Origin of the sequence: Brevundimonas sp. C43 (assembly GCF_030732185.1) — a bacterium.
Taxonomy (GTDB): Bacteria; Pseudomonadota; Alphaproteobacteria; order Caulobacterales; family Caulobacteraceae; genus Brevundimonas; species Brevundimonas diminuta_C.
This window is the reverse complement of sequence record NZ_CP132231.1, coordinates 1,341,135-1,364,665: the sequence shown is the minus strand read 5'-3', so window position 1 is coordinate 1,364,665 and position 23,531 is coordinate 1,341,135. Positions and strand designations below refer to the sequence as shown.

30 protein-coding genes are annotated in these 23,531 nt (G+C 65.8%); 25 read left to right on the top strand and 5 right to left on the bottom strand.

What is annotated here, in order from left to right; translation table 11 throughout:
• The first annotated feature begins 2 nt into the window (after positions 1-2).
• The 23 genes from rplP (at position 3) to Q9R14_RS06800 (ending at position 13,107) form a co-directional block, all read left to right on the top strand.
• The gene (gene rplP / locus Q9R14_RS06910; protein ID WP_017506052.1) at positions 3-443 is read left to right on the top strand and encodes a 50S ribosomal protein L16; all 441 of its coding nucleotides are present in this window, start codon (positions 3-5) and stop codon (positions 441-443) included.
• Entirely contained in the window at positions 443-640 is a 198-nt protein-coding gene (rpmC, locus tag Q9R14_RS06905; RefSeq protein WP_008263673.1) for a 50S ribosomal protein L29, read from the top strand. The genes rplP and rpmC overlap by 1 nt, the downstream gene beginning before the upstream one ends.
• Positions 641-650: 10 nt before the next feature.
• Positions 651-893: a 30S ribosomal protein S17 gene (gene rpsQ, locus Q9R14_RS06900; protein WP_017506051.1), complete on the top strand. Its 243-nt coding sequence runs from the start codon at positions 651-653 to the stop codon at positions 891-893.
• Between the two features lie 18 nt (positions 894-911).
• Positions 912-1,280 carry a 50S ribosomal protein L14 gene (rplN, locus tag Q9R14_RS06895; protein WP_003164378.1) on the top strand — a complete coding sequence of 123 codons (369 nt, stop codon included), beginning with the start codon at positions 912-914 and terminating at the stop codon, positions 1,278-1,280.
• 1 nt (position 1,281) lies between these two features.
• A complete protein-coding gene (gene rplX / locus Q9R14_RS06890; RefSeq protein WP_039248554.1) occupies positions 1,282-1,590 on the top strand; it encodes a 50S ribosomal protein L24 in 309 nt (102 codons plus the stop codon).
• Entirely contained in the window at positions 1,590-2,150 is a 561-nt protein-coding gene (rplE, locus tag Q9R14_RS06885; RefSeq protein ID WP_017506049.1) for a 50S ribosomal protein L5, read from the top strand. The genes rplX and rplE overlap by 1 nt, the downstream gene beginning before the upstream one ends.
• A gap of 19 nt (positions 2,151-2,169) precedes the next feature.
• A complete protein-coding gene (gene rpsN / locus Q9R14_RS06880; protein ID WP_017506048.1) occupies positions 2,170-2,475 on the top strand; it encodes a 30S ribosomal protein S14 in 306 nt (101 codons plus the stop codon).
• Between the two features lie 15 nt (positions 2,476-2,490).
• A complete protein-coding gene (gene rpsH, locus Q9R14_RS06875; RefSeq protein WP_008262310.1) occupies positions 2,491-2,889 on the top strand; it encodes a 30S ribosomal protein S8 in 399 nt (132 codons plus the stop codon).
• 1 nt (position 2,890) lies between these two features.
• On the top strand, positions 2,891-3,424 hold the full coding sequence (gene rplF, locus Q9R14_RS06870) for a 50S ribosomal protein L6 (protein WP_055753394.1): 534 nt from the start codon (positions 2,891-2,893) through the stop codon (positions 3,422-3,424).
• Between the two features lie 3 nt (positions 3,425-3,427).
• Complete coding sequence (gene rplR / locus Q9R14_RS06865; RefSeq protein ID WP_008259637.1) at positions 3,428-3,784, top strand: 50S ribosomal protein L18; 357 nt, start codon at positions 3,428-3,430, stop codon at positions 3,782-3,784.
• Positions 3,785-3,796: 12 nt separating this feature from the next.
• Positions 3,797-4,405 carry a 30S ribosomal protein S5 gene (gene rpsE, locus Q9R14_RS06860; RefSeq protein WP_055753395.1) on the top strand — a complete coding sequence of 203 codons (609 nt, stop codon included), beginning with the start codon at positions 3,797-3,799 and terminating at the stop codon, positions 4,403-4,405.
• Between the two features lie 3 nt (positions 4,406-4,408).
• Positions 4,409-4,597, top strand: coding sequence for a 50S ribosomal protein L30 (gene rpmD / locus Q9R14_RS06855; RefSeq protein WP_184277823.1), 189 nt, complete (start codon positions 4,409-4,411; stop codon positions 4,595-4,597).
• A gap of 142 nt (positions 4,598-4,739) precedes the next feature.
• Positions 4,740-5,333, top strand: a complete 594-nt coding sequence (gene rplO / locus Q9R14_RS06850) for a 50S ribosomal protein L15 (protein ID WP_017506044.1) — start codon at positions 4,740-4,742, stop codon at positions 5,331-5,333.
• 128 nt (positions 5,334-5,461) lie between these two features.
• Positions 5,462-6,841 carry a preprotein translocase subunit SecY gene (gene secY, locus Q9R14_RS06845; RefSeq protein WP_017506043.1) on the top strand — a complete coding sequence of 460 codons (1,380 nt, stop codon included), beginning with the start codon at positions 5,462-5,464 and terminating at the stop codon, positions 6,839-6,841.
• 37 nt (positions 6,842-6,878) lie between these two features.
• Positions 6,879-7,439, top strand: a complete 561-nt coding sequence (locus Q9R14_RS06840) for an adenylate kinase (protein ID WP_306003930.1) — start codon at positions 6,879-6,881, stop codon at positions 7,437-7,439.
• 27 nt (positions 7,440-7,466) lie between these two features.
• The gene (locus Q9R14_RS06835) at positions 7,467-8,204 is read left to right on the top strand and encodes an energy transducer TonB (RefSeq protein ID WP_306003929.1); all 738 of its coding nucleotides are present in this window, start codon (positions 7,467-7,469) and stop codon (positions 8,202-8,204) included.
• Between the two features lie 45 nt (positions 8,205-8,249).
• Positions 8,250-8,978 carry a hypothetical protein gene (locus Q9R14_RS06830; RefSeq protein WP_306003928.1) on the top strand — a complete coding sequence of 243 codons (729 nt, stop codon included), beginning with the start codon at positions 8,250-8,252 and terminating at the stop codon, positions 8,976-8,978.
• Positions 8,979-9,088: 110 nt separating this feature from the next.
• Positions 9,089-9,457 carry a 30S ribosomal protein S13 gene (rpsM, locus tag Q9R14_RS06825; RefSeq protein WP_026108555.1) on the top strand — a complete coding sequence of 123 codons (369 nt, stop codon included), beginning with the start codon at positions 9,089-9,091 and terminating at the stop codon, positions 9,455-9,457.
• Between the two features lie 9 nt (positions 9,458-9,466).
• On the top strand, positions 9,467-9,856 hold the full coding sequence (gene rpsK / locus Q9R14_RS06820) for a 30S ribosomal protein S11 (protein WP_013268944.1): 390 nt from the start codon (positions 9,467-9,469) through the stop codon (positions 9,854-9,856).
• Positions 9,857-9,947: 91 nt separating this feature from the next.
• The gene (locus Q9R14_RS06815; RefSeq protein ID WP_039248576.1) at positions 9,948-10,967 is read left to right on the top strand and encodes a DNA-directed RNA polymerase subunit alpha; all 1,020 of its coding nucleotides are present in this window, start codon (positions 9,948-9,950) and stop codon (positions 10,965-10,967) included.
• Between the two features lie 104 nt (positions 10,968-11,071).
• Positions 11,072-11,491 (top strand): 50S ribosomal protein L17, encoded by a 420-nt coding sequence (gene rplQ / locus Q9R14_RS06810; RefSeq protein WP_017506039.1) that lies wholly within the window; start codon positions 11,072-11,074, stop codon positions 11,489-11,491.
• 89 nt (positions 11,492-11,580) lie between these two features.
• The gene (locus Q9R14_RS06805) at positions 11,581-12,039 is read left to right on the top strand and encodes a GNAT family N-acetyltransferase (protein WP_306003927.1); all 459 of its coding nucleotides are present in this window, start codon (positions 11,581-11,583) and stop codon (positions 12,037-12,039) included.
• Between the two features lie 258 nt (positions 12,040-12,297).
• A complete protein-coding gene (locus tag Q9R14_RS06800) occupies positions 12,298-13,107 on the top strand; it encodes a LysR substrate-binding domain-containing protein (protein WP_306003926.1) in 810 nt (269 codons plus the stop codon).
• 11 nt (positions 13,108-13,118) lie between these two features.
• Here Q9R14_RS06800 and Q9R14_RS06795 read toward each other — a convergent pair whose 3' ends face one another.
• A complete protein-coding gene (locus Q9R14_RS06795; RefSeq protein ID WP_306003925.1) occupies positions 13,119-13,976 on the bottom strand; it encodes an ABC transporter permease subunit in 858 nt (285 codons plus the stop codon).
• Positions 13,966-14,877: an ABC transporter ATP-binding protein gene (locus tag Q9R14_RS06790; RefSeq protein ID WP_306003924.1), complete on the bottom strand. Its 912-nt coding sequence runs from the start codon at positions 14,875-14,877 to the stop codon at positions 13,966-13,968. Before Q9R14_RS06790 ends, Q9R14_RS06795 begins: the two co-directional genes overlap by 11 nt.
• A 99-nt stretch (positions 14,878-14,976) precedes the next feature.
• Between Q9R14_RS06790 and Q9R14_RS06785 the strand changes: the two genes are divergently transcribed.
• Together Q9R14_RS06785 and Q9R14_RS06780 are read left to right on the top strand one after the other, a co-directional pair.
• A complete protein-coding gene (locus tag Q9R14_RS06785; RefSeq protein ID WP_306003923.1) occupies positions 14,977-16,221 on the top strand; it encodes an ectonucleotide pyrophosphatase/phosphodiesterase in 1,245 nt (414 codons plus the stop codon).
• A 60-nt stretch (positions 16,222-16,281) separates the two neighbouring features.
• Positions 16,282-18,003: a hypothetical protein gene (locus tag Q9R14_RS06780; RefSeq protein WP_306003922.1), complete on the top strand. Its 1,722-nt coding sequence runs from the start codon at positions 16,282-16,284 to the stop codon at positions 18,001-18,003.
• 155 nt (positions 18,004-18,158) lie between these two features.
• Here Q9R14_RS06780 and Q9R14_RS06775 read toward each other — a convergent pair whose 3' ends face one another.
• The 3 genes from Q9R14_RS06775 to Q9R14_RS06765 are packed head-to-tail and all read right to left on the bottom strand — an operon-like array spanning position 18,159 to position 23,139.
• On the bottom strand, positions 18,159-18,938 hold the full coding sequence (locus tag Q9R14_RS06775) for a thioredoxin domain-containing protein (RefSeq protein ID WP_306003921.1): 780 nt from the start codon (positions 18,936-18,938) through the stop codon (positions 18,159-18,161).
• Positions 18,939-18,964: 26 nt separating this feature from the next.
• Entirely contained in the window at positions 18,965-20,365 is a 1,401-nt protein-coding gene (locus tag Q9R14_RS06770) for a M48 family metalloprotease (RefSeq protein ID WP_306003920.1), read from the bottom strand.
• Positions 20,366-20,424: 59 nt separating this feature from the next.
• Positions 20,425-23,139, bottom strand: coding sequence for an Rne/Rng family ribonuclease (locus Q9R14_RS06765; RefSeq protein ID WP_306003919.1), 2,715 nt, complete (start codon positions 23,137-23,139; stop codon positions 20,425-20,427).
• Positions 23,140-23,531 lie beyond the last annotated feature (392 nt).

Genomic DNA, 23,531 nt, shown 5'->3' with positions numbered 1-23,531 from the left:
TCATGTTGCAACCGAAGAAGACCAAATACCGCAAGGCCTTCAAGGGCCGGATCCATGGCTCGGCCAAGGGCGGTTTCTCGCTGAACTTCGGGTCGTATGGCCTGAAGACGCTGGAGCCGGAGCGCATCACCGCGCGTCAGATCGAAGCGGCTCGCCGCGCGATCACTCGCCAGATGAAGCGTCAGGGCCGCGTCTGGATCCGCGTCTTCCCCGACCTGCCTGTCACGGGCAAGCCAGCCGAAGTCCGGATGGGTAAGGGCAAGGGCGCCGTGGACCACTGGGCCGCGCGTTGCCACCCTGGCCGCATCCTGTTTGAAATCGACGGCGTGCCGGACGATGTCGCCCGCGAAGCACTCCGTCTCGGCGCCGCCAAGCTGCCGGTCCGCACCAAGGTCGTGACCCGTATCGACGCCGGCGTCGCGCATGTGGAGGCTGCCGCCTAATGACCAAGATCGCCGATCTGCGGTCGCAAACGACCGACCAACTGTCCGACGAGCTGCTGAAGCTCAAGAAGGAACAGTTCAACCTGCGCTTCCAGGCGGCTACCGGCCAAATGGAAAAGACTCACCGCGTTGGTGAAGTCCGCAAAGACATCGCTCGCATCTCGACGCTTCTGCGCGAGAAGCGTGCGGCCTCGTAAGGAAACGAATATGCCCAAGCGAATTCTTGAAGGCGTGGTCGTGTCCGACAAGGGCGAGAAGACTGTCGTTGTGAAGGTGGAGCGCACCTTGCTTCACCCGCTTCTGAAGAAGACCGTCCGGTCGTCCAAGAAGTACCACGCGCACGACGAAGCCAACGCGCTCAAGGTCGGCGACATCGCTCGCATCGTCGAGTGCGCCCCCAAGTCCAAACTGAAGCGCTGGGAAGTTCTTTCCAACGCCTCCGCCTCGTAATCAGAAGGATCTGATCTTATGATCCAGATGCAAACTAACCTGGAAGTGGCCGATAATTCGGGCGCCCGCCGGGTCATGTGCATCAAGGTGTTGGGCGGCTCCAAGCGCCGCTACGCCTCGATCGGCGACACAATCGTCGCCTCCGTGAAGGAAGCCATTCCGCGCGGCCGTGTGAAGAAGGGCGACGTCGTTCGCGCCATCGTCGTGCGCACCGCCAAGGACATCCAACGCAAGGACGGCTCGGTCATCCGCTTTGACAAGTCGGCCGCCGTCATCGTCAACAAGCAGAACGAGCCTGTCGGCACGCGGATCTTCGGCCCGGTTCCTCGCGAACTGCGCGCCAAGAACCACATGAAGATCATCTCGCTGGCTCCGGAGGTCCTGTAACATGGCCGCCAAGATCAAGAAGGGCGACCGCGTCGTCGTCCTCACCGGCAAGGACAAGGGCCGCACGGGAAACGTGCTGAAGGTCCTGCCCACCGAAAACCGCGTCCTCGTCGAAGGCGTCAACATGGTTCAGCGCCACACGCGCCCGAGCCAGGCTGACCCGCAGGGCGGCATCAAGAACAAGGAAGCCTCGCTTCACCTGTCGAACGTCGCGATCGCCGACGCCAACGGCAAGGCGACCCGCGTCGGCTTCAAGATCGATGGGGACAAGAAGGTCCGCATCGCCAAGACGACGGGAGACGTCATCTGATGGCTACCGAGAAGTACACCCCGCGCCTCAAGGACGAGTATCACGCTCGCATCCGCCAGGTGATGAAGGAAAAGTTCGGCTATACGAACGAAATGCAGGTGCCCAAGCTGGACAAGATCGTCCTGAACATGGGCATCGGCGAAGCCGTCGCGGACTCCAAGAAGGCGAACACCGCCCTCAAGGATCTGACCGCCATCGCCGGTCAGAAGGCCGTCGCCACCAAGGCCCGTAACTCCATCGCCGGCTTCAAGCTGCGCGAAGGCATGGTCATCGGCGGCAAGGTCACCCTGCGCGGCGACCAGATGTACGAGTTCCTGGACCGATTCATCACGATCGCGCTGCCGCGCGTGAAGGATTTCCGTGGTCTGAAGGGCACGTCCTTCGATGGTCGCGGCAACTACGCCACGGGTCTGAAGGAGCACATCGTGTTCCCGGAGATCAACTACGACCAGATCGATCAGATGTGGGGCATGGACATTGTCGTCTGCACCACGGCCAAGACCGATGAGGAAGCCAAGGCTCTCCTCACCGAGTTCAAGTTCCCGTTCGTGAAGAACTGAGCGGGAAGGGAAGAGCACAATGGCTAAGAAAAGCGCCGTAAACCGCAACGAAGCCGTCAAGGCCCTGGTTGCGAAGTATGCCGCGAAGCGGGCCGCCCTGAAGGCGACCGCCAACGACGAAAACCTGCCGCTGGAGGAGCGCTTCGAGGCGCGCCTGCAACTGGCCGCCCTGCCGCGCAACTCCGCGCCGAGCCGCATTCGCAACCGCTGCGAAGTGACGGGTCGTCCGCGGGCGTTCTACCGCAAGCTCAAGATGAGCCGGATTGCGCTGCGTGAACTGGGCAACCTGGGCCAGATTCCCGGCCTGACGAAGTCCAGCTGGTAAGGGGAGCGAACAGACATGATGATCAACGATCCCCTGAGCGACATGATCGCTCGCATCAAGAACGCGGCGACCCGCAAGCGTTCCAAGGTGCTGACCCCGGCTTCCCGTCTGCGGCAGCGCGTCCTCGACGTGCTGCAGGACGAAGGCTACATCCGCGGCTACAACCTGGTTCAGAACCCGGGTGAGTTTCCGCAGTTCGAGATCGAGCTGAAGTACTTCGACGGTCAGCCCGTCATCGCCGAGATCGCGCGCGTGTCCAAGCCGGGCCGCCGCGTCTATTCGGCGATCGGCGATCTGAAGCCCGTCAAGAACGGCCTCGGCATCTCGATCCTCTCGACTTCGAAGGGCGTCATGTCTGACGCTTCCGCCCGCGACGCTAACGTCGGCGGCGAAGTCCTCTGCAGGGTCTACTGATATGTCCCGTATTGGCAAGAAAACCATCGCCGTGCCGAAGGGCGTGACTGTCACGCTCGACGGCCAGAACGTCACCGTCAAGGGACCCAAGGGCGAGAGCGCCTGGACCGTCGCCGACGAGATCGAAGTCAAGCAGGAAGGCGACGAACTGTCGCTGACGCCGCGTTCGGACACGCCTCGCGCTCGCGCGATGTGGGGTCTGTCGCGCACCCTGGTCGACAACATGGTCGTCGGCGTCACCACGGGCTTTGAAAAGTCGCTGGAGCTGGTCGGCGTGGGTTACCGCGCCGCGATGAAGGGCGACGCCCTTTCGCTGCAACTCGGCTTCTCGCACGAAGTCGATATCGCTCCGCCGGCCGGCGTCAGCTTCGCTGTGCCGAAGCAGACCGAGATCAAGATCTCGGGCGCTGACAAGCAAGCCGTCGGTCAGATCGCCTCGGTCATCCGCAAGCTGCGTCCGCCGGAGCCCTACAAGGGCAAGGGCGTCCGTTACGCGGGCGAGAAGGTCCGTCGCAAGGAAGGCAAGAAGAAGTAAGTCATGGCTCTTTCTCTTCGACAACAAGCCAAGCGTCGCTCGGAGCGCACGCGTCGCCGCCTGAAGGCTGTCGCCAACGGTCGTCTGCGTCTGTCGGTCTACCGTTCGGACAAGAACATCTCGGCCCAGATCATCGACGACGCCCAGGGCGTGACCGTCGTGGCTGCCTCGTCGCTGGAAGGCGGCAAGGGCAAGCGCGGTTCGGACACGGCTGCGGCCGCCGCGATCGGCAAGCTGATCGCCGAACGCGCCATCGAGAAGGGCGTCAAGGACGTCGTCTTCGACCGTGGCGAGTACATCTATCATGGACGGGTGAAGGCGCTGGCGGAAGCCGCGCGTGAAGCCGGCCTGAACTTCTAAGGGACGCGACAGATGGCGCAACAACCCCAACGCGGCGGCGGCGGCAACGATCGCAACCGTCGTGACAACCGCAACGGTCCCGCTGCTGATGGTCCGGATTCCGACATCGTCGAGAAGCTGGTTCACATCAACCGCGTCGCCGCCACCGTCAAAGGCGGCCGTCGCTTCAGCTTCGCAGCCCTGATGGTCGTCGGCGACGGCAAGGGTCGCGTCGGCTTCGGTCACGGCAAGGCGCGCGAAGTGCCGGAAGCCATCCGCAAGGCGACTGAAGAAGCCAAGAAGACGATGATCCGCGTTCCGCTGCGCGAGAACCGCACCCTGCACCACGACGGCAACGGCCGTTGGGGCGCCGGCAAGATCATGATGCGCGCCGCCCCTCCCGGGACCGGCGTCATCGCGGGCGGTCCGATGCGCGCCGTGCTCGAAACCCTCGGCGTCCAGGACGTCGTGGGCAAGTCGACCGGTTCGTCGAACCCCTACAACATGATCCGTGCGACGTTCGAAGCGCTGAAGGTCCAGTCCTCGCCCCGTCAAGTCGCGTCCAAGCGCGGCAAGAAGGTTGCGGATCTGATGGGCCGTCGCAACGACGGCGCCTCGGCGCCCGAAGCCGTGGAGTCCTAAGTCATGGCTGAGAAGAAAACCGTCACCGTCAAGCAGACCGGTTCGCCGATCCGCCGCAAGAACGACCAGCGCGCCACTCTTGTGGGCCTGGGTCTGAACCGCCTGGGTCGTGAATCCACTCTGGAAGACACGCCTTCGGTTCGCGGGATGATCGCCAAGGTCGCCCACCTGACCGAGATCGTCGAAAAGTAAGCCGTTTCGCCCTCTCCCGAACCCGGGGGAGGGCGTTTCTGCTCTTGCGAATACCCAGAGGGTCGCCTATCAGCGGCCCTTCATTTTTTCCAAGCCGAGTCCGGACGATGTCCGGGCGCTAGCACCCGAAAGGATCAGGCACATGAAACTGAACGAAATCCGCGACAACGAAGGCGCCCACAAGAAGCGCATGCGCGTCGGCCGTGGCCCCGGTTCGGGCAAGGGCAAGACCGCTGGCCGTGGCGTCAAGGGTCAGAAGTCCCGTTCGGGCGTCGCCATCGGCGGCTTCGAAGGCGGCCAGATGCCGCTGTACATGCGCATGCCCAAGCGCGGCTTCAACAACGCCAATGCTCTGAAGCTGGCTGAAGTGAACCTGTGGCGCCTGCAAGACGCCGTCGACGCCGGCAAGCTGGACGCCAAATCGGAACTGAAGGGCGACGCCTTGGTGGCCGCCGGCGTGATCCGTCGCGTCAAGGATGGCGTGCGTCTGCTGGGCACCGGCGAACTGAAGCAAGCGCTGAACCTGGTCGTCTGGTCGGCCACCGCCGGCGCCAAGAAGGCCATCGAAGCCGCTGGCGGCTCGGTCGTCGAGCAACGCATCGAAGCCGAAGCCAAGGCCGCCGCGCGCGTCGAGAAGCGCAACGCCGCCAAGGGCAAGGCTCCGGCCGCCAAGGCGCCGCGCGGCGACGAGAACAAGATCTCGGCCCGCACCAAGCGTACCGCCGCCAAAGCCTAAGTCACGCGTCGTCGCGGCGATTAGGTCGTGACCTGATTACATCTGCGACGACGAAAGAACGGAAGCGGCCCTCGCATGAGGGCCGCTTTCCGCCTATCTGACGACTCAATCAGTCGTGGGGACGCATAATGGCTTCGGCCGCAGAACAACTCGCCGCCAATATGAACATGGGCTCGTTCGCGAAAGCGACCGAGCTGCATAAACGCCTGCTGTTCACGCTGGGCGCGCTTCTGGTCTATCGCATCGGCACCTATGTGCCGATCCCGGGCATCAACTCGCAGGCCTTCCTGCAGTTCTTCCAGAACCCGGACGGTCAGCGCGGCATCCTGGACATGTTCAACATGTTCTCGGGCGGCGCGGTCGAGCGTATGGCCATCTTCGCCCTGAACGTGATGCCCTACATCTCGGCCTCGATCATCGTGCAGCTGATGGGCACGGTGTATCCGCCCTGGGAGAAGCTGAAGAAGGAAGGCGGCGAAAGCGGCCGCAAGCAGCTGAACCAATACACCCGTTATCTGACGGTGTTCCTGGCGCTGGCGCAGTCCTTCGGCATCGCGGCAGGCTTGAACAGCACGGCCGGCCTGGTCGACAACCCCGGCATCTTCTTCATCATCTCGACAGTCGTGACCCTGACCGGCGGCACCATGTTCCTGATGTGGCTGGGCGAGCAGGTGACGGCGCGCGGCGTCGGCAACGGCATCTCGCTGATCATCTTCGCCGGCATCGTGGCGGTCTTGCCGTCCACCATCGCCCGCCTGCTGGGCCTGGCCCAGCAGGGCCAGATGTCGGCCTTCGCCCTGCTGTTCATCGCCATCCTGGCCGTGGCCACCGTGGTCTTCATCGTCTTCATGGAGCGCGCCCAGCGCCGTCTTCTGATCCAGTATCCGAAGCGCCAGGAAGGCAACCGCATGGCTGGCGGCGAGCGTTCGTTCTTGCCGCTGAAGGTCAACACCGCCGGCGTGATCCCGCCGATCTTCGCCTCTTCGCTGCTGATGCTGCCGACGACGGTTGCGACCATGACGGCCAACGCCGACCTGCCCAGCTGGATGAGCTGGCTGCCGCTGGTGACGGCGCAGCTGACGCACGGCCAGCCGCTGTTCATGGCGCTGTATGCCGCCCTGATCGTCTTCTTCTGCTTCTTCTACACCTCGATCACCTTCAATCCCGAGGACACAGCCGAGAACCTGCGCAAATACGGCGGCTTCCTGCCGGGCATCCGTCCGGGCAAGCGCACGGCGGAATATCTGGACTATGTCCTGACCCGCCTGACCGTGATCGGCGCCGCCTACATCACCGCAGTCTGCCTGCTGCCCGAGTTCATCGTCAGCCAGTTCGGCAACAGCCTGTACTTTGGCGGAACGTCTATCTTGATCGTCGTCTCGGTCACCATGGACACTGTGGCCCAGATCCAGTCCCAACTGCTGGCGCACCAGTACGAAGGCCTGATCAAGAAGGCCAAGCTGCGTGGTCGTGGCGGTCGCGGCGCTCCCACGCCCGTCCGCCGCTAAGTCTTAGGTTGTCAGACGCCCAGGGGAGGGCTGAAGCATGAACTTGATCCTGTTTGGACCGCCGGCGGCGGGCAAGGGCACCCAGGCCAAGCGGCTGGTGGAAGAAAAGGGCATGGTCCAGCTCTCCACCGGCGACATGCTTCGCGCCGCGATCGCCTCGGGCTCGGAGCTGGGACTGAAGGTCAAGGATGTGCTGGCGCGCGGCGATCTGGTCACCGACGAGATCGTCATCGCTCTGATCGAGGATCGCCTGACGGAGGCCGAGGCCGCCGGCGGCGCCATCTTCGACGGCTTCCCCCGCACCGTGGCCCAGGCCGAGGCGCTGGACGAGATGCTGGCCAAGCGCGGTGTTCAGATCGACGCCGTCGTCCGCCTGAAGGTTGACGACGCCGCCCTGACCGAACGGATCGCCAAGCGCTTCGCCGAACAGGGCCGTCCGGACGACAATCCGGAATCGTTTAAGGTCCGGCTCGTGGCCTACAACCGCAACACCGCGCCTCTGCTTCCCTACTACGAAGCCCAGGGCAAGTTGACCGAGGCCGACGGCATGGGCTCGATCGAATCCGTCGCCAAGGCGATCGACGAGGCCTTGGCCTGATTTGCGTTTTCGGGCGTTGATCGCCTGATGACTGAGTTGGATGATCCCAAGCCCCAGAAGATCCGCCTGCGTCGCTGGCGCATGGCGGGCATATTCGTCGCCGTTGCGGTCGCCGAGATCGGCCTGTTCCTGTTGCTGGGACAGGTGAGGGGTCCTGCGCGGACGCCAGTGGTGGAGCCGCCGCCGTTCGAGGTTGTGCTCTACGATCCGCCACCGCCCATTTCCAACGAACCCCCGGCGCCCGAGACCGGCGGCGGCGCGCCCGCTGCGCCATCCGTCATTCACACGCCGCCGCCTCCGCCCAAGGAACGCCCGCGCGAAGTTCCGGCGCCGCCCGTCAAGGCGCCGGAACCCGCCCCCGTCGTCGGGGTCGCGCCGGCGCCGTCGCCGCAACCCGGCTTTGGCCAGGGCGGGCAGGGGACAGGCAGCGGATCCGGCGTCGGCTCTGGATCCGGCCCCGGTAGCGGCTCGACCGGACCGCGTCTGGTCACCGGGCCCACCATCGGCCAGATTCGCGCCAACCACCCGCCCGGCGCCCGCAGCCGTTACGGTCGTGTCGAACTGTCCTGCGTCATTCGTTTGGACAGCCGGCTGGACGGTTGCCGCGTCGTTCAAGAGACGCCCCCCGGTCTGGGCTTCGGCGCGGCCGGCTTGCAGGTGTCCGGCTATTTCCGCTTCCAGCCGCCGACCGAAGACGGTCGACCGGTCGAGGGCCAGCGGGTCACCGTCGGCGTCGATTTCGGCCGCCCGCCGAACAGAGGTTGACGGCCGCAACTGTGGATTTCATGTTGGTGACCTGGAGGGAAGGTCATGTTCGTCACGCCGTCTGTGTTCCAAGCTCGGCGCAGCCGGTGGATGGCGATCGTCCTGGTGACGGCAGTGCACATTGCCGCTTTGTGGTTGTTGGCGCTGACGAGGACTGAAGTCAGCATCCCGATCGCGCCTCCCATCTTTGACGTCGTTCTGTCGCCGCGTGTCGATCTCGGCAGCCAGCCAGAAGTTGCCAAGACGGGCGGCGCTGCGGCGGCGCCGTCTCGCACGCACAAGCCGCCAATCCCGCGCAAATTTGAGCAAGAGCTGGAACAGCCTCGTATCCAAGCCGACGAGCAACCGCATGTGATCGGTTTGGCCGATATTGAAAGCGAGCAGCCGGGGCTGGGTCAGGGCGGAAGCGATAATGGCAGAGGCGCAGGTGAAGGTGAAGGTGACGGCGGCGGAGGCCGCACCGCTCCAATCTTGATCCAAGGGCCCGCCAACGCTGCGATATCGGAGGCTATATCGCGAGCATCGCTTTACGACTCGACCGGGGCTCATGTGGTGCTACGCTGCCAGTTAAGGCTGACGGAGAGATTAGAGCGGTGCCGCGTCGTGGGGGAGCACCCCCGTCCATCCGGCTATCGACGTGAGGCGTTAGCGCGGGCGCGCGAGTTCCGGATCAAGCCTGCCACGAGCAGCGGGCGCGCCTTGGATCGACAAGCAATGACGATCGCCTTGGCTTTCCCCGCGCCGCCAAAGGACGCCGATAAGCCCTCTGGTTGACGCCCGGTGAATCATCTGTATAAGGGCGCCTTCCCGCGAAGGGCGCCACGCTCCTGGTTTGTTAACCGGAGCGTTTGTTGCGTCTGACTAACGCGTATCTGGAGAATTTCGTGGCCCGTATTGCTGGCGTCAACATCCCGACCAACAAGCGCGTAGAGATCGCGCTTCAGTATATCCATGGCATCGGCCCGGCCGCCGCCAAGGACATCACCGAGAAGGTGGGCATCGAGCCCGCCCGCCGGGTGAACCAGCTGACGGACGCCGAAGTCCTGTCGATCCGCGAAACGATCGACAAGGATCACACCGTCGAGGGCGACCTGCGCCGCGAGACGTCGATGAACATCAAGCGTCTGATGGATCTGGCCTGCTACCGCGGCCTGCGTCACCGCAAGGGCCTGCCGGTCCGCGGCCAGCGCACCCACACCAACGCCCGTACCCGCAAGGGTCCCGCCAAGCCGATCGCCGGCAAGAAGAAGTAAGGCAGACACATGGCCAAGGAACCGGGTCGCGTAAAGAAGCGCGAGCGCAAGAACATCACCTCGGGCGTCGCCCACGTGAATGCTTCGTTCAACAACACCATGATCACGATCACCGATGCCCAGGGCAACGCGATCTCGTGGTCTTCGGCGGGTCACATGGGCTTCAAGGGTTCGCGTAAGTCGACCCCTTACGCCGCTCAGATGGCTGCGGAAGACGCCGGCAAGAAGGCCCAGGAACACGGCGTGAAGACGCTGGAAGTGAACGTCTCGGGTCCGGGCTCCGGCCGTGAATCGGCCCTGCGCGCGCTGCAGTCGGTCGGTCTGACGATCACGACCATCCGCGACGTCACCCCGATGCCGCACAACGGTTGCCGTCCGCCCAAGCGTCGTCGCGTCTAAGCGACACCGCCTGTAGCACCCCCATCTCCGTCCGCTCCATCATGGCCTCGTCGACAAGGCCGGAGCAGGCGAAACCCGTTCGAGGGACAAAATGATCGAAAGAAACTGGCAAGAACTGATCCGTCCCGAGAAGCCTCAGATCGAGACCGGTTCCGATGCCCAGCGCAAGGCGCGCCTGGTCGCCGAACCCCTCGAGCGTGGCTTCGGTGTGACGCTCGGCAACGCGCTTCGTCGCGTTCTGCTGTCTTCGCTGCAAGGCGCGGCCGTCACGGCCATCCAGATCGACGGCGTCGTCCATGAGTTCTCGTCGCTGGAAGGCGTGCGCGAAGACGTGGTCGACATCGTCCTGAACATCAAGCAACTGGCGCTGCGCATGCACGCCGAAGGCCCCAAGCGCATGACCCTGCGCGCCACGGGCCCTGGCCCGGTGACGGCCGGTCAGATCGACGTGCCGGCGGACATCGAGGTTCTGAACCCCGACCACGTCATCTGCACGCTGGACGACGGCGCGTCGGTCCGCATGGAACTGACCGTCCAGAACGGGAAGGGCTATGTCGCCGCCGAGCTGAACCGTCCGGAGGATGCGCCGATCGGCCTGATCGCCGTCGACGCCCTGTATTCGCCGGTCAAGAAGGTGGCTTACCGCGTCGAGCCGACTCGTCAGGGTCAGTCGCTGGACTACGACAAGCTGCTGCTGGAAGTCGAAACCAATGGCGCGGTGACGCCGGTTGACGCCGTGGCCTACGCCGCGCGCATCCTGCAGGATCAGCTCCAGATCTTTATCACCTTCGAAGAGCCCAAGAAGGCTGTCGAGCAGTCGGACGGCAAGCCCGACCTGCCCTTCAACCCGGCGCTGCTGAAGAAGGTGGACGAGCTGGAACTGTCGGTTCGTTCGGCCAACTGCCTGAAGAACGACAACATCGTCTACATCGGCGACCTGATCCAGAAGACCGAGGGCGAAATGCTTCGCACCCCGAACTTCGGCCGCAAGTCGTTGAACGAGATCAAGGAAGTTCTCACGACGATGGGCCTCAGCCTCGGCATGGACGTGCCGAACTGGCCGCCCGAAAACATCGAAGATCTGGCCAAGAAGTTCGACGACCAGATCTAAGTTCAACCCTCCGCCCGTTTCCTTCGGGAGAATGTCGGGGCGGTTAGAAGATTACGGTTCCAGGTCCCTGTCGGGATACCGGTTCCGGAGTAGGAGAGACCCAGATGCGCCACGGCGCCGCCCATCGTAAACTCGGTCGCACGACCAGCCACCGCACCGCCATGTTCGCCAACATGGCCGCCTCGCTGATCAAGCACGAGCAGATCACCACGACCCTGCCCAAGGCGAAGGAACTGCGTCCCTTCGTCGAGAAGTTGGTCACCCTCGCCAAGAAGGGCGACCTGCACGCGCGTCGTCAGGCCATCAGTCAGGTTCGCGACGTGCCGCAAGTCGGCAAGCTGTTCGAAACGCTGGGCCCGCGCTACAGCGAGCGTAACGGCGGCTATATCCGCATCATGAAGGCCGGCTTCCGCCACGGCGACAACGCCCCGATGGCCGTCATCGAGTTCGTCGACCGCGACGTCGAAGCCAAGGGCAAGGACTCCGGTCCGGTCCTGGCCTTCGAAGGCAACGACGAAGACTAAGATTTGGTCGTTTGACCAAACGCCGGAAGGGCGGTCGGAGCGATCCGACCGCCCTTTTGCTTTGCGTGCAAACCAGTCATGACGGTTGAATGACCGTCGCCATCGTCGATTTCCGTCCCGATCACGCCGCCGCCTGGGCGCAGTTGAACACTGCCTGGCTGATCGAGGGCGGCTTCGCCATCGAAGCGAAGGATCGGCTGGCGATCGATGATCCGCAGGGCGTGTTCCTGGACAAGGGCGGGCGCATCTTCATCGCGCAGAAGGATGGGGAGGCCGTGGGCTGCTGCGCCATGGTCCCGACCGATGACGGGGTGGAGGTCTGCAAGATGACCGTCATGCCCGCCGCGCGCGGCCAGGGGCTGGCGCGACGCCTGCTGGAGGCCTGTGAAGCGGCGGCGCGGCAAGCGGGCTCTGACCGTCTCTATCTGGAAACGAACAGCGCCCTGAAGCCCGCGATCGCCCTGTATGAAAGCGCCGGCTTCGTTCACCTGCCGCCACGTCCCACGCCCTATGTGCGCGCGGACGTCTTCATGGAGAAACGGCTTTAGCCGTCCCAGAACGCAGCGATCGCCATGCTCCATATGAGCAGAATGCACAGGCCGTAGGCGATCTGATCCTGAGGCGAGCGGCGGGGCGGCTTGGGCGGTGGGTTCGGAAGCGGCATCGCCAAGCTTGAAGCCGAAAGGCGATGACCGCGAAATCGATTAAGCGGGTGACGGTCTGTGAGGGAAGGTCACATGTCGGGTCGCGCGCCGCCGCCGCTGAATGCACTGCGAACCTTCGAAGCGTTCGCTCGGCACGGCAGCATGACGCGTGCAGCGGCCGAGTTATGTGTCACCCACGGGGCGGTCAGCCGCCAGATCGCGGCCTTGCAGGCCTCGCTGGGCGTGGCGTTGGTCGTCGGGCCGCGCCATGCGCTGACGTTGACCGAGACTGGCGCAAAACTGGCCGAAGGCCTGACGCCAGCGTTCAGCGCGATCGGCGATGCGGTCGAGGGCGCGCGGCAGAGCGCGGTTCGGGAGATAGAGATTTCCTGTCTGGGGACCTTCGCTCTGAAATGGCTGATCCCGCGCTTGCCGTCCTTTCTGGAAAAGCATCCTGAGGTGCGTGTGAAGCTGTCGGAATCCTACGCGCCAGTCGATTATCGGCGCGACCGTTTCGACGGCGCCATCCGCATCGTGGAGCCGGATCAGGTTCATGCGCGAACCGACGCGACGCCCTTCCTGGGCCAACATCAGGGGCCTGTCGGATCGCCATCCATGATGGCCCAACTGCCAACGATAGACGCCTTAGCCGGCGCGCCGCGGCTGCATTCGGCGACCTTCCGTCGGGCGTGGTCTGTCTGGGCTGATCTGGCCGGGGAGACCCTGCCGGCGGCGACGATGGAGCGAGAGTTCGCGCACAATCATTCGCTGGTGGAGGCGGCGATCGCTGGATTGGGCGTCGCCATCGCGCCCTGGGCCTTCGTGGCGCCCGATGTCATGGCCGGCAGGTTGGCCGCGCCGTTCGGTTTCGTCGGAGCGACCGTCTCGATTCGTCTTTCTGCGGCCGGAAGGTCGCAAGGATGCGGCGGTGAACGCCTTCCGCGACTGGCTGGTTGCGGAAGGCGCGCGTAGTCCGTCGCCGCCTATTCCTTCGACAGGTCCTGGCGGTTGAACCAGGCGACGGCGGCGGCGAAGGGAACGCCGATCCACAGGGCCAGGCTGAGGACGCCTTTGAGCACGGCGTGATCGGGCAGTTCGGTCGCCCCCATGCCGCCTTCGATGGCGGCCTTCAGCAGGTCGGTGGCCATGCCGGGCGACAGCAGGGGCAGAAGCCAGCCGTCCGGCGTTACGCCCATCGGCAGCAGCAATTGGGGCAGGAAGAACTGGGCCACGCCGATCACCAGCGGCGCAAACAGGGCCGCCAGCAACGAGCGCGTCACCACGGCGGCCAGAAGGCCGAGCATGGTGAACTGCAGGATGCGCGCCCAGGAGGTCAGGGTCAGAAGGCCGAAGTCCGCCGCCGCTTCGCCGTTCATCGAGAAGGTGAGGGGGCGGCCGAACACCGCCGCCTGGATCACACTGGCGATCACGTCGGAGATCAGGGCGGCGATGGTCGCCAGCACGATCACCAGACCCACCACCGCGACCTTGCCGGTCAGCAGGTTCGGCCGGGTGTTGCGCGCGCTGATCAGCCGCCAAGTTTCCCAGCGGTAGTCGCCGGCGTATATCGTCGCCGCGCCGATCAGGACGAACATCAGGATGGCCGGATTGGCGAAGTCGCCCGCGCTCTTGACCAGGGCCATCCCCAGATCGAGCGGGCCGCCTTTCATCATGTCCGGCGGAAGCTTGCCCGCCAGCTTGGCCTCATTGGCCTTAGCGACGACGAAGCCCAGGGTGGCGAGGATTACGCCCATGATCGGGATGAACAGCACGCTCCAGAACAGGGCGGTGCGGTTCTTGGACAAGCGGTAGGTTTCGGAACGGATCGCGTCAGCCAGCACGGTGTTGCTCCTGCACGCCGGTCCAGCCGGTTTCGCTCATGAAAACGTCTTCCAGGTCCGCGCCGATCCAGCGGGCCTCTTCGATATCGACGCCGCCCTCGACCAGGGCCTTGATGGCGGCGGCAGCGTCGCTACGGGGCACGGCGGCCACGACCGCGTCGCCCTCAAGCGTCGCGCGGTCGCCCAGCACGGACATGGCCTTGGCCAGAGGCGTGACCGACAGGCGCAGCCGCTCGCCCGAGGCGGTCAGGTCGGAGACCCGGCCCTCGGTGATCACCTTGCCCTTGTTGAAGATGGCGACGCGGTCGCAGACGCGCTGGACCTCCTGAAGCTGGTGGCTGGCCAGGATGACGGTCACGCCGTCATGGTCGGCCAGGCTGCGGATCAGGGCGCGCATCTCCTGGATGCCGGGCGGATCCATGCCGCTGGTCGGTTCATCCAGGATGACCAGGTCCGGCTTGGTCATCAGGGCGGCGGCGACGCCCAGGCGTTGCAGCATGCCGACCGAAAAGCCCTTCACGCGGCGATTGGCGGCCTCGGTCAGGCCGACGCGTTGCAGCCAATTGTCGATCTCGGCCGACGACACGCCGCCATGGGCGCGAGCCAGCCATTCCAGCACCTGACGGGCGGTCATAAAGGGCGGAAAGCGCGGCGTCTCGATCATCGAGCCCATGCGCCGCATCGAGGCCGGATCGCCGATCCGACCGCCCATCACCACAGCCTCGCCCTCGGTCGGCCGAATCAAACCCAGCAGGGTGCGAAACAGCGTCGATTTGCCCGCCCCGTTGGGACCCAGAATGCCGTAGACCCCGCCGCGCGGGATCGACAGGGTCAGGCCGTCCAAGGCCTTTACCGTCCCGTAGGTCTTGGTCAGGCCGCGAATGTCGATGACGGTTTCCATCCGCCAAGCTTGGCGAGTGAACGCCGGTCGCACAAGCCGTCGCGTGGCTGTCGTCCATTAAGTTTAGGCAATGGTTCAGTACCGCCTTGGAGTAAGCCCATGTCTCGTTTCGTCGCCGCCAGCCTGGCCGTTGCCGCCGCCTTCGCCGTTGCGTCCTGCGCCGGAGGCCCGCAACCCAGCCTTACATCGCCGGTTCTCGAGCAGGCCAAGCAGACGACCCGTCCCGATCTGGTCATCCTGGTGTCGATCGACGGCTTCTCGCCGGATTATCTGGGCAAGGGGAAGACGCCTGTGCTGGATGGACTGATCGCCGGCGGCGCGTTCGGACCGATGCGGCCGTCGTTCCCCAGCGTGACCTTCCCCAACCACTATACGCTGGTGACGGGCCTGCACCCGGACCACCACGGCGTTGTCGGCAACCGGTTCACCGACGCGCAACTGGGCGCCTTCACCATGGCCAGCAAGGAAAGCGGCTTCTGGGATCAGGGCGAGCCGATCTGGGTCACGGCCGAAAAGGCGGGCGTGCGCACCGGCACCATGTTCTGGCCGGGATCGGAGGTCGAGATCCACGGCGTGCGGCCCAGCCAGTGGGCGCCGTTCGACCAGGGAATGCCGGGCGATGCGCGCGTGGATCGTCTGCTGTCGTGGCTGGACCTGCCGTTGGATCAGCGACCGAAGCTGGAGACGCTGTACTTCGACATCGTCGACACCGCCGGTCATCGCAACGGCCCCGATGCGCCCGAGACGCGCGCCGCCGCCGCGTCGGTCGATGCCTCGATGGGACGGTTGATCGAGGGGCTGAAGGCGAGGGGGTTTTATGATCGCACGATGCTGGTCGTGGTGTCGGATCACGGCATGGCCGCGACTTCGCCGGACCGGGTCGTGTGGATCGACGACATCATCGATCCGGCGGCGCTGATGATCGGCTATGGCGGGGCGGTCCTGACCGCCGATCCGGCGCCGGGTCGCGAGGCCGAGGTACAGGCCAAGCTGGTCGGGCGCCATCCCCATATGGAATGCTGGAACAAGGCCGACGTGCCGGCGCGGCTGGTCTATGGATCCAACCCGCGCGTGGCGCAGTTCGTCTGTCTGGTCGAAACCGGCTGGCTGACGGCGACGCGGGATCGGCCGGTGACGCGCGCGGGCGGCGCCCACGGTTATGATAACCAGGCGCCGGAGATGGCGGCGATCTTCATCGCCCATGGGCCGGGCGTGGTCGCCGGGCGTCGTCTGATCGATCTGGACAGTGTCGACGTGCAGCCCTTCCTGGCGCGGATGCTCGGGATCACGGCGCCGGCCGGCGACGGGCGGGCGCAAGACACCTTGTCCGTCACCATGCCCTGACCGGGTGATTGGCGAGCCGACGATTTGGGCGCACACTGGTCGCCAGAGGGGGAGGCGAAGATGCGCAAGAGTCTGTGGGTCGCGACGGTTTCGGTCGCCTGTCTGATTGCACCCGTGGCGGTCGCCGACGCCACGGCGACGGCGGCGACCCTGGCCCTGATCACCAATCCGCAGGTCTGCGGCCGGGTCGAGGCCGTGGGCGATGTCCAGCCGACACGCGACATGGTCATGGCGCCAGGCTTCGGCGACGAGGGTTTCGCGGTCGATACGAAGAACCCCGAGGCCCAGGCCTGGTTCGACCACGGGGTCCGACTGCGCTGGGCGTTCGAGCATTCGGAATCGGTGCGGGCCTTCAGGAAGGCGAGACAGCTGGACCCGTCGTGCGGCATGTGCGCCTGGGGCGAGGCCTGGGCGATCGGGCCGAACCTGAATGGCGGCGGGGGCGATCCCGAATCAATCGCTACCGGCCTGCGCGTCGCGCGTGACGCGCGGCGTCTGGCCCGCGACGCCACGCCGATGCAGCGCCAGATGATCGACGCCCTGATCCAGCGCTATTCCGGCAAGGAGAAGACCCGCGCCCTGCGTTACGCCCGCGCCATGGACCGGATCGCAAAGCGTCATGCCGACGACGTATCGGTCGCCTCGATCACCGCCGACGCCTGGATGCTCCAGCCCGAGGGCGAATGGTGGGACAAGGACGGCAAGGCGACCGATCCGGCAGTCACCCGCGCCATGGCGATCCTGGAGCACGCCCTGACGGTCAAGCCGAATGATCCGGGCGCCATTCACCTGTACATCCACCTGACCGAATGGTCGGACGATCCACACAGGGCGCTGGCCTATGGCGAGCGGCTGGCCCTGCTAGCGCCGGGCGCCAGCCATCTGGTGCACATGCCGTCGCACACCTTCTATCGGGTCGGGCGCTACAAGGACGCGATGATGTCCAACGTCAACGCCGTGGCGCTGGACAAGAGTTACGACCAGCTGGTCGGACCGCCGGGCGGCATTCGCGGCATGCGGCTGCATGCCCACAACATCCATTTCGGCATGGGCGGCGCCCTGATGGCGGGCGGGGCCGAGCGGGGGCTGGAACTGGCCGACTGGTATATGGCGACCTATCCGCAGCTGGCGGGACCGCCCGAGGCCGGAGAGGACGGGTATGTCGTCTATCGCCAGGTGATGGCGGCCGACGCCTATGCGCTTTACGGCCGGTTCGGATCGGACGCCCAGGTCGCAGCCCTGGCCGAGCCGGACGTAGGCCGTCCGCTGATGCGGGTCGGCTGGCGCTATGCGCGGGGTGAGGTGGCGGCGCGGCGCGGCGATGCGGCGGCGGTTCGGATCGAGGCCCAGGCCATCGCCGCCCTGCTGGCGGACCAGGCGTTCAAGGGCCCGATGGCGGATCGTCAGACCGGTTTCGCCGAACTGTTCCAGAAGGTGCTGGAAGGCCGTGCGGCCATGATTGATCAGGACTATCCCGCCGCCATCGCCGCCTATGGCCGGGCGGCGGCGATCCAGGCCATGGCGCCCGAGGGCGGCGATCCGCCCATGATCTGGTATCCGACGCGCCGCAGCCTGGCCGCCGCCCTGCTGGCGTCCGGCGATGCGGCGGGGGCCAAGGTCAAGATCGGCGAACTGCTGAAGGATTGGCCGAACGATCCCTACAGCTACTACGTCCTCTACCGCGCCGAACAGGCGCTGGGCGACGAGACGGCGGCCAATGACGCCCTGCGCCATGCCGGCGTCGAATGGATCGGCGGACAGATGACGCTGGGTGAGGCTTAATATCTTTCCTTCTCCCGTTGGGAGAAGGTGGCCCGGAGGGCCGGATGAGGGTCGGCCGGTGGGCCAGTTCGCACACCCGACCCTCACCCTTTCGCGCCAGAACGACGGCTATCGCCGCCGTGCGCTCAGGCCCTCTCCCAATGGGAGAGGGATGCCTATTTCTTCGCCGCTTCGATCAGTTTGCCGATTTCGGCCGGGTCGATGCCGGGGCTGGCCTTGCCGTTGACGAAGAAGGTCGGCGTGCCGCGCAGACGCAGGGCGGCTGCCGTGGTGTGGATGTCGGCGATGTGGCGGGTGGTTTCGGGCGCGGCGATGGCGGCCTTGGCGCGGGCCATGTCCACGCCATGCGCGGCCAGGATGGCGTCGATCGCTTCGATCGACAGCGCCCGCTCGGTCATCAGCGCGTCATATACCTCCAGATACTTGCCCTGCTGGTGCGCGGCCAAGGCGGCGCGGGCGGCGTATTGCGAGGTGATGTCGTCGCCGCGGTCCAGGATGGGCCAGTCCTTGAAGACGAAGCGGACTTCCGGATGGGCGGCCATCAGGGCGCGATAGTCGTGGGCCACGGCCTTGCAGCCGGGGCAGCGGAAGTCGAAGAATTCGATCACCGTGACCTTGGCGTTCGCCGGACCGAAGGCCGGATCGCGGGCGTCGGGCGCCAGGAGGCCGGCGTTGGAGGCGGCGGCCTGGTTCGTCTCCTCGACGGCGGCCTCTGCGTCCTTGGTCTGGAGCGCCATCTGCGCCTCCTGCAAGACCTCGGGATGCTCCAGCAGATAGGCGCGCACGTTCGATCCGCCGGTCAGATAGGGCGCCGCTGAAAAGCCCAGCGCGATGACTGACAGGCCCAGGGCCAGATAGCCGGCGCGGCCGCCGCTGAGCCATCCCGGCTTGGCGGTCTTGGGTTCGGGCGCAGGCGTGGGGGCGTCGTCGGTCATTCAGGCTCGCAGTCGGCGGTAAGGGATCAGTTGAGGGTGGCGGGCCGGCGCGCGGCGTCGCGGCGGTCCAGGTCGTTGAGATCGTCGGGCGTGGCGCCCGAGGCCAGGACGATATCGACGGCGCGGCGCCATTCGATCGAGCCGGGATTCAGCATGGAGCGGGCGCGCAGGGCGAACTGGGTGGCCTGTTGCTCGTCCCCACCGGCGAAATAGTATTCCGCCGAGGCCAGTCGCGCCTCGCCCTCCTTGCCCTGGGAGGCATAGGCCTGGGCCAGAAGGCGCCAGGCCATGGTGTTGTCCTTCTCGGCGACGACGGCGTGTTTCAGCTGGTCGATGGCCTCATCCAACTTGGCCTTGTCATTGGTCTCGATCAGGGCGTGGGCCAGGTTGACGCGCAGCAGGGGGGCGTCGGGCTTCAGGCGGACCGCCTCGCGGTGGGCGGCGACGGCCTCGGCCGGACGGCCTTCCTCGAACAGGATCTGACCCTTCAGTTCCTGGAAGTAGGGGTTGTTCACGTCGCCGGCGATCAGCGCGTCCACCGCCGTCAGCGCCTTGTCGGTCTGGCCGTCGCGATACCAGGCGATGGCCCGCGCATAGCGGCCGGGCAGGGACGCATCCGTCGACGGATAGTCGCGCAGGGTGGCGTTCGGCGCATCCATGAAGGCGTGAATCTTGGCCAGGATCAGCGCGTGCTGCGCCATACGTTCGGGGCTGTCGCGATGGTCGTAGTGCGGCTGTTCCTGCACGTAGCGGCGCAGGCTCTCGATTCGGTTCGACGACAGGGGGTGGCTGCGGAAATAGGGATAGCGGCGGGCGTCGGAGAAGACCTCCTGCGAGCGGAAGTTCTCGAAGAAGGACACCAGTCCGGCGCCCGATTCGCCGGCGGCCTCCAGCGCCCGCGCCCCCGAGATGTCGGCCTCGCCTTCCTGGCTCTGCATGTAATGCAGCGCGCCCAGAGCGCCGAAATACTGGCTGGAGCCGAGCAGGGCCACGCCTGCGTCCGGCGCGCCGGCGGCGATGGCCAGGGCGCCCAGCGCCATGGTCATGAACATCGGCTGTTTGCCGGCGTTCTCGGCCCCGTCGCGCAGTGTGTGGCGGTTCTTGATGTGGCCCGCCTCGTGCGCCATCACGCCCAGCAGTTCGCCGGGTGTCTTGGTGCGCAGGATCAGGCCGGTGTTGACGCCCATGATCCGCCCGCGTGTCGCAAAGGCGTTCAGGTCGTTGTCGTTGACCAGCAGAACTTCGATGTCGTTCGGGTTCAGCCCCATGGCCACGAAGACCGGGTCGGCCCATTCGCGCACGATGCCCTCGACCTCGGTGTCGCGGATCAGGCTTTGCGCGGAGGCCTGGCCGGCGACGGAAACAGCCATCAAGGCCGTCGCCGCCGCCGCCAGAACGCGGGATGCAGATCGGGGAAGCCATCTCATGGCTCTACTCCAACAACAACCGGCCCCCGCCTGTATCCAGACAGTCTAATCGTGACCGATCAGCGGCGCCACCACCCGCGCTTGGGCTTTTCGGGCGGTGCGACGATCTGGTTCGGGTCTTCGGCGATGATGGCCTGAACGTCGATCTCCGGCGTGGGGGCGACGAAAGGCTCGGCGAGCACGGCCTCGCTCACCGGAACCGCGGTCGGGGCGGCGACCGAGGCGACTTCGGCCGGTTCGGCGGCCAGCGCCTCGTGCGGGGTCACGTCCAGTTCGACCGGCGCGCCTTGGACCGTGGCCTCGTTCGGCTCGATGGCGGTGTCGGGATGCGGTTCGGTCGCGATCTCGACGTTGGCGCTAGCCGACTTGCGGCGCACGCGACGACGCTGAGGCTCAGGCGCGATGGCAGGGGCAGCCATTTCGACGGCCTCGGTCGGCTCGACCATGACGGCCATCGGCGTCTCGGGCGAGCCGTCGGGCGGCATGCCTTCGTTGGTGGCGCGGTTCTCGACCTTGATCTCGTGGCTGACGGGACCGTCGCCACGACCGCGACCGCGACGACGGCGACGGCGCGAACGGCCACCTTCCTCGCCGGAGCCTTCGCCAGCCCCGCTATTGGCGACGACATCCAGGCCTTCGCCCTCGGACTGAGCGAAAGCGGGGCGTTCAGACCGCTCAGGGCGCTCGCCGCGTTCCGGGCGTCCTTCCGAGCGACCGGGGTTCAGCGGGTCGAACCAGACATAGGGGTCGTCCAGCGACGGCGTGCGCCCGCGAACCCAGGTGTAGACGTCGCGCTCGCCATCCTCGCGGACGCGGCGACCGCCACGGCGGCCACGGCGACGGCGGCGGACGTTTTCGTCTTCCTCATCGTCTGAGGCGTCGTCGGCGCTGACCGTATCGACGGCCTCGACGTCGGAGGTTTCCTCGTCGCGACGACCGCCGCGACGGCGACGGTTGCGCCCGCGACCCCGATCGCGACCGCCTTCGTGACGCTCGGAGCGTTCGCGCGGTTCGTCGTCGTCGCTGTCTTCGCGATCCAGGGATTCGACCGTGTCGTCATCGTCGTCGGCGATGATCTCCTCGTCGTCGTCCTCATCCTCGTCTTCGTACAGCGAGGCGTCGAAGTCGTCGTCGAGGTTGGGCATCTCGATCTCGGGCGCGACGAAGTCCTCGTTCGTCTCGGTGCGCTCGATATTGTGCTCGCCCTGGCCCAGGCTGTCGTCGATCTGGACGATGACGTTCAGGCCGCGACGTTCCAGCAGCGACTGCAGATAGGCGCGCTTGTGGTTCAGGATGTACAGGCCGACGGCGGTGCAGACCTTCAGCACCACGACGCCCGCGCCGTTCTTGCCGGCCTCGATGTCGACCGCGCGCAGGGTCATCAGGGCGGCGGATTCGGCCGAGCGGATGCGGCCCGTGCCCTGGCAATGCGGGCAGGCTTCGGTCGCGCCCTCGATCACGCCTAGGCGGCGACGCTGACGGCTGATCTCCATCAGGCCGAAGGGCGAGATGCGGCCCATCTGGATGCGGGCGCGGTCGGAGGACAGGGCCTCCTTCAGCACGCGCTCGACGGCGCGGTTGTTCTTGCCCTCATCCATGTCGATGAAGTCGATGACGACGAGGCCGGCGAGGTCGCGCAGGCGCAGCTGGCGGGCGGCTTCCTCGGCCGCTTCCATATTGGTCTTGAACGCCGTCTGTTCGACGTTGCGTTCCTTGGTGGCGCGGCCCGAGTTGACGTCGATGGCCACCAGGGCTTCGGTCTGGTTGATGACCAGATAGCCGCCGGACTTCAGCGGCACGACCGGCTGATGGATCTGCGTCAGCAATTCCTCGATGCCGTTGGCCGCGAACAGGGGGCGCGAGCCGCGATACAGGTGAACCTTCTTGGCCTGGGCCGGCATCAGCACGCGCATGAAGTCGCGCGCTTCCTTGAAGCCTTCGACGCCCTCGACCTGGATGCCGTCGAAGTCCTTGTCGAACATGTCACGCACGGCGCGGCGGACCAGGTTCTCTTCCTCGTAGATCACCGAGGGGGCGTGAGAGGCGAGGGTGGTCTCGCGGATCGTCTCCCACAGACGCAGCAGATATTGATAGTCGCGCTTGATCTCGGCCTTGGTGCGCTTGGCGCCCGCCGTGCGGATGATCAGGCCCATGCCCTTGGGCACTTCCAGGGCCGAGACGGCGCTCTTCAGGCGACGACGGTCCGAAGTGTTGGTGATCTTGCGCGAAATGCCGCCGCCCTTGCCGGTGTTGGGCATCAGCACGCAGTAGCGGCCGGCCAGCGAGAGCCAGGTGGTCAGGGCCGCGCCCTTGGCGCCGCGCTCGTCCTTGACGACTTGGACCAGCAGGATCTGGCGGCGCTTGATCACGTCCTGGATCTTGTAGCGACGCATCAGGCGGCGCTTCAGGCGCTCTTCGTCAGCCAGCGCCGATTCGGGATCGACATCGTCGCCGGTCGATTCGCGGTCGAGATCATCCTCGTCCTCGTCGTCGTGCGCCTCGGCCATGATGGCTTCACGATCGGCGACGGGGATCTGGTAGTAGTCGGGGTGGATTTCGTTGAAGGCGAGGAAGCCGTGGCGGTTGCCGCCGTATTCGATGAAGGCGGCCTGCAGGCTGGGCTCTACGCGGGTGACCTTGGCGAGGTAGATGTTGCCGCGAAGCTGGCGCTTCGCACGGGATTCGAAATCGAATTCCTCAATCTTGCGCCCGTCCACGATGGCGACCCGGGTCTCCTCGGGATGCGCCGCATCGATCAGCATTGTTTTTGACATGGAAAGTCTCTCTCTGGCGCGCGCAGGCCGACCGTCCCGGATCTCCGGACAGGGTCATGGCGGCTCGCCGAATGAAGGTGAGGGCCGGCGCGCGCGACATCCCCTCGCCGAGAACGGCGAAGAAGGCTTGATCAAGCCGTTGGGGAACGCAGGCGGAAAGGCCCATTAAGTCGTCGGTCCTGAACCGGGCGCGCCAATCCCTTGGGAAGGCCGCGTCCCTGGTCCGCTCTTCGAACCATCGGCCAGGCCGGGGCGGTTCTAGGATTGGTGAAAGTCAACGCCGCGAGGAGGGCGCGCCAAGATCCGCAAGGGCGAAATCGGCGCGATCGGTTCGCGAGCGGTCACAGCATAGTCATGCAACGGGAGAATTAAAAGGCGCTCGCCTTAACCCC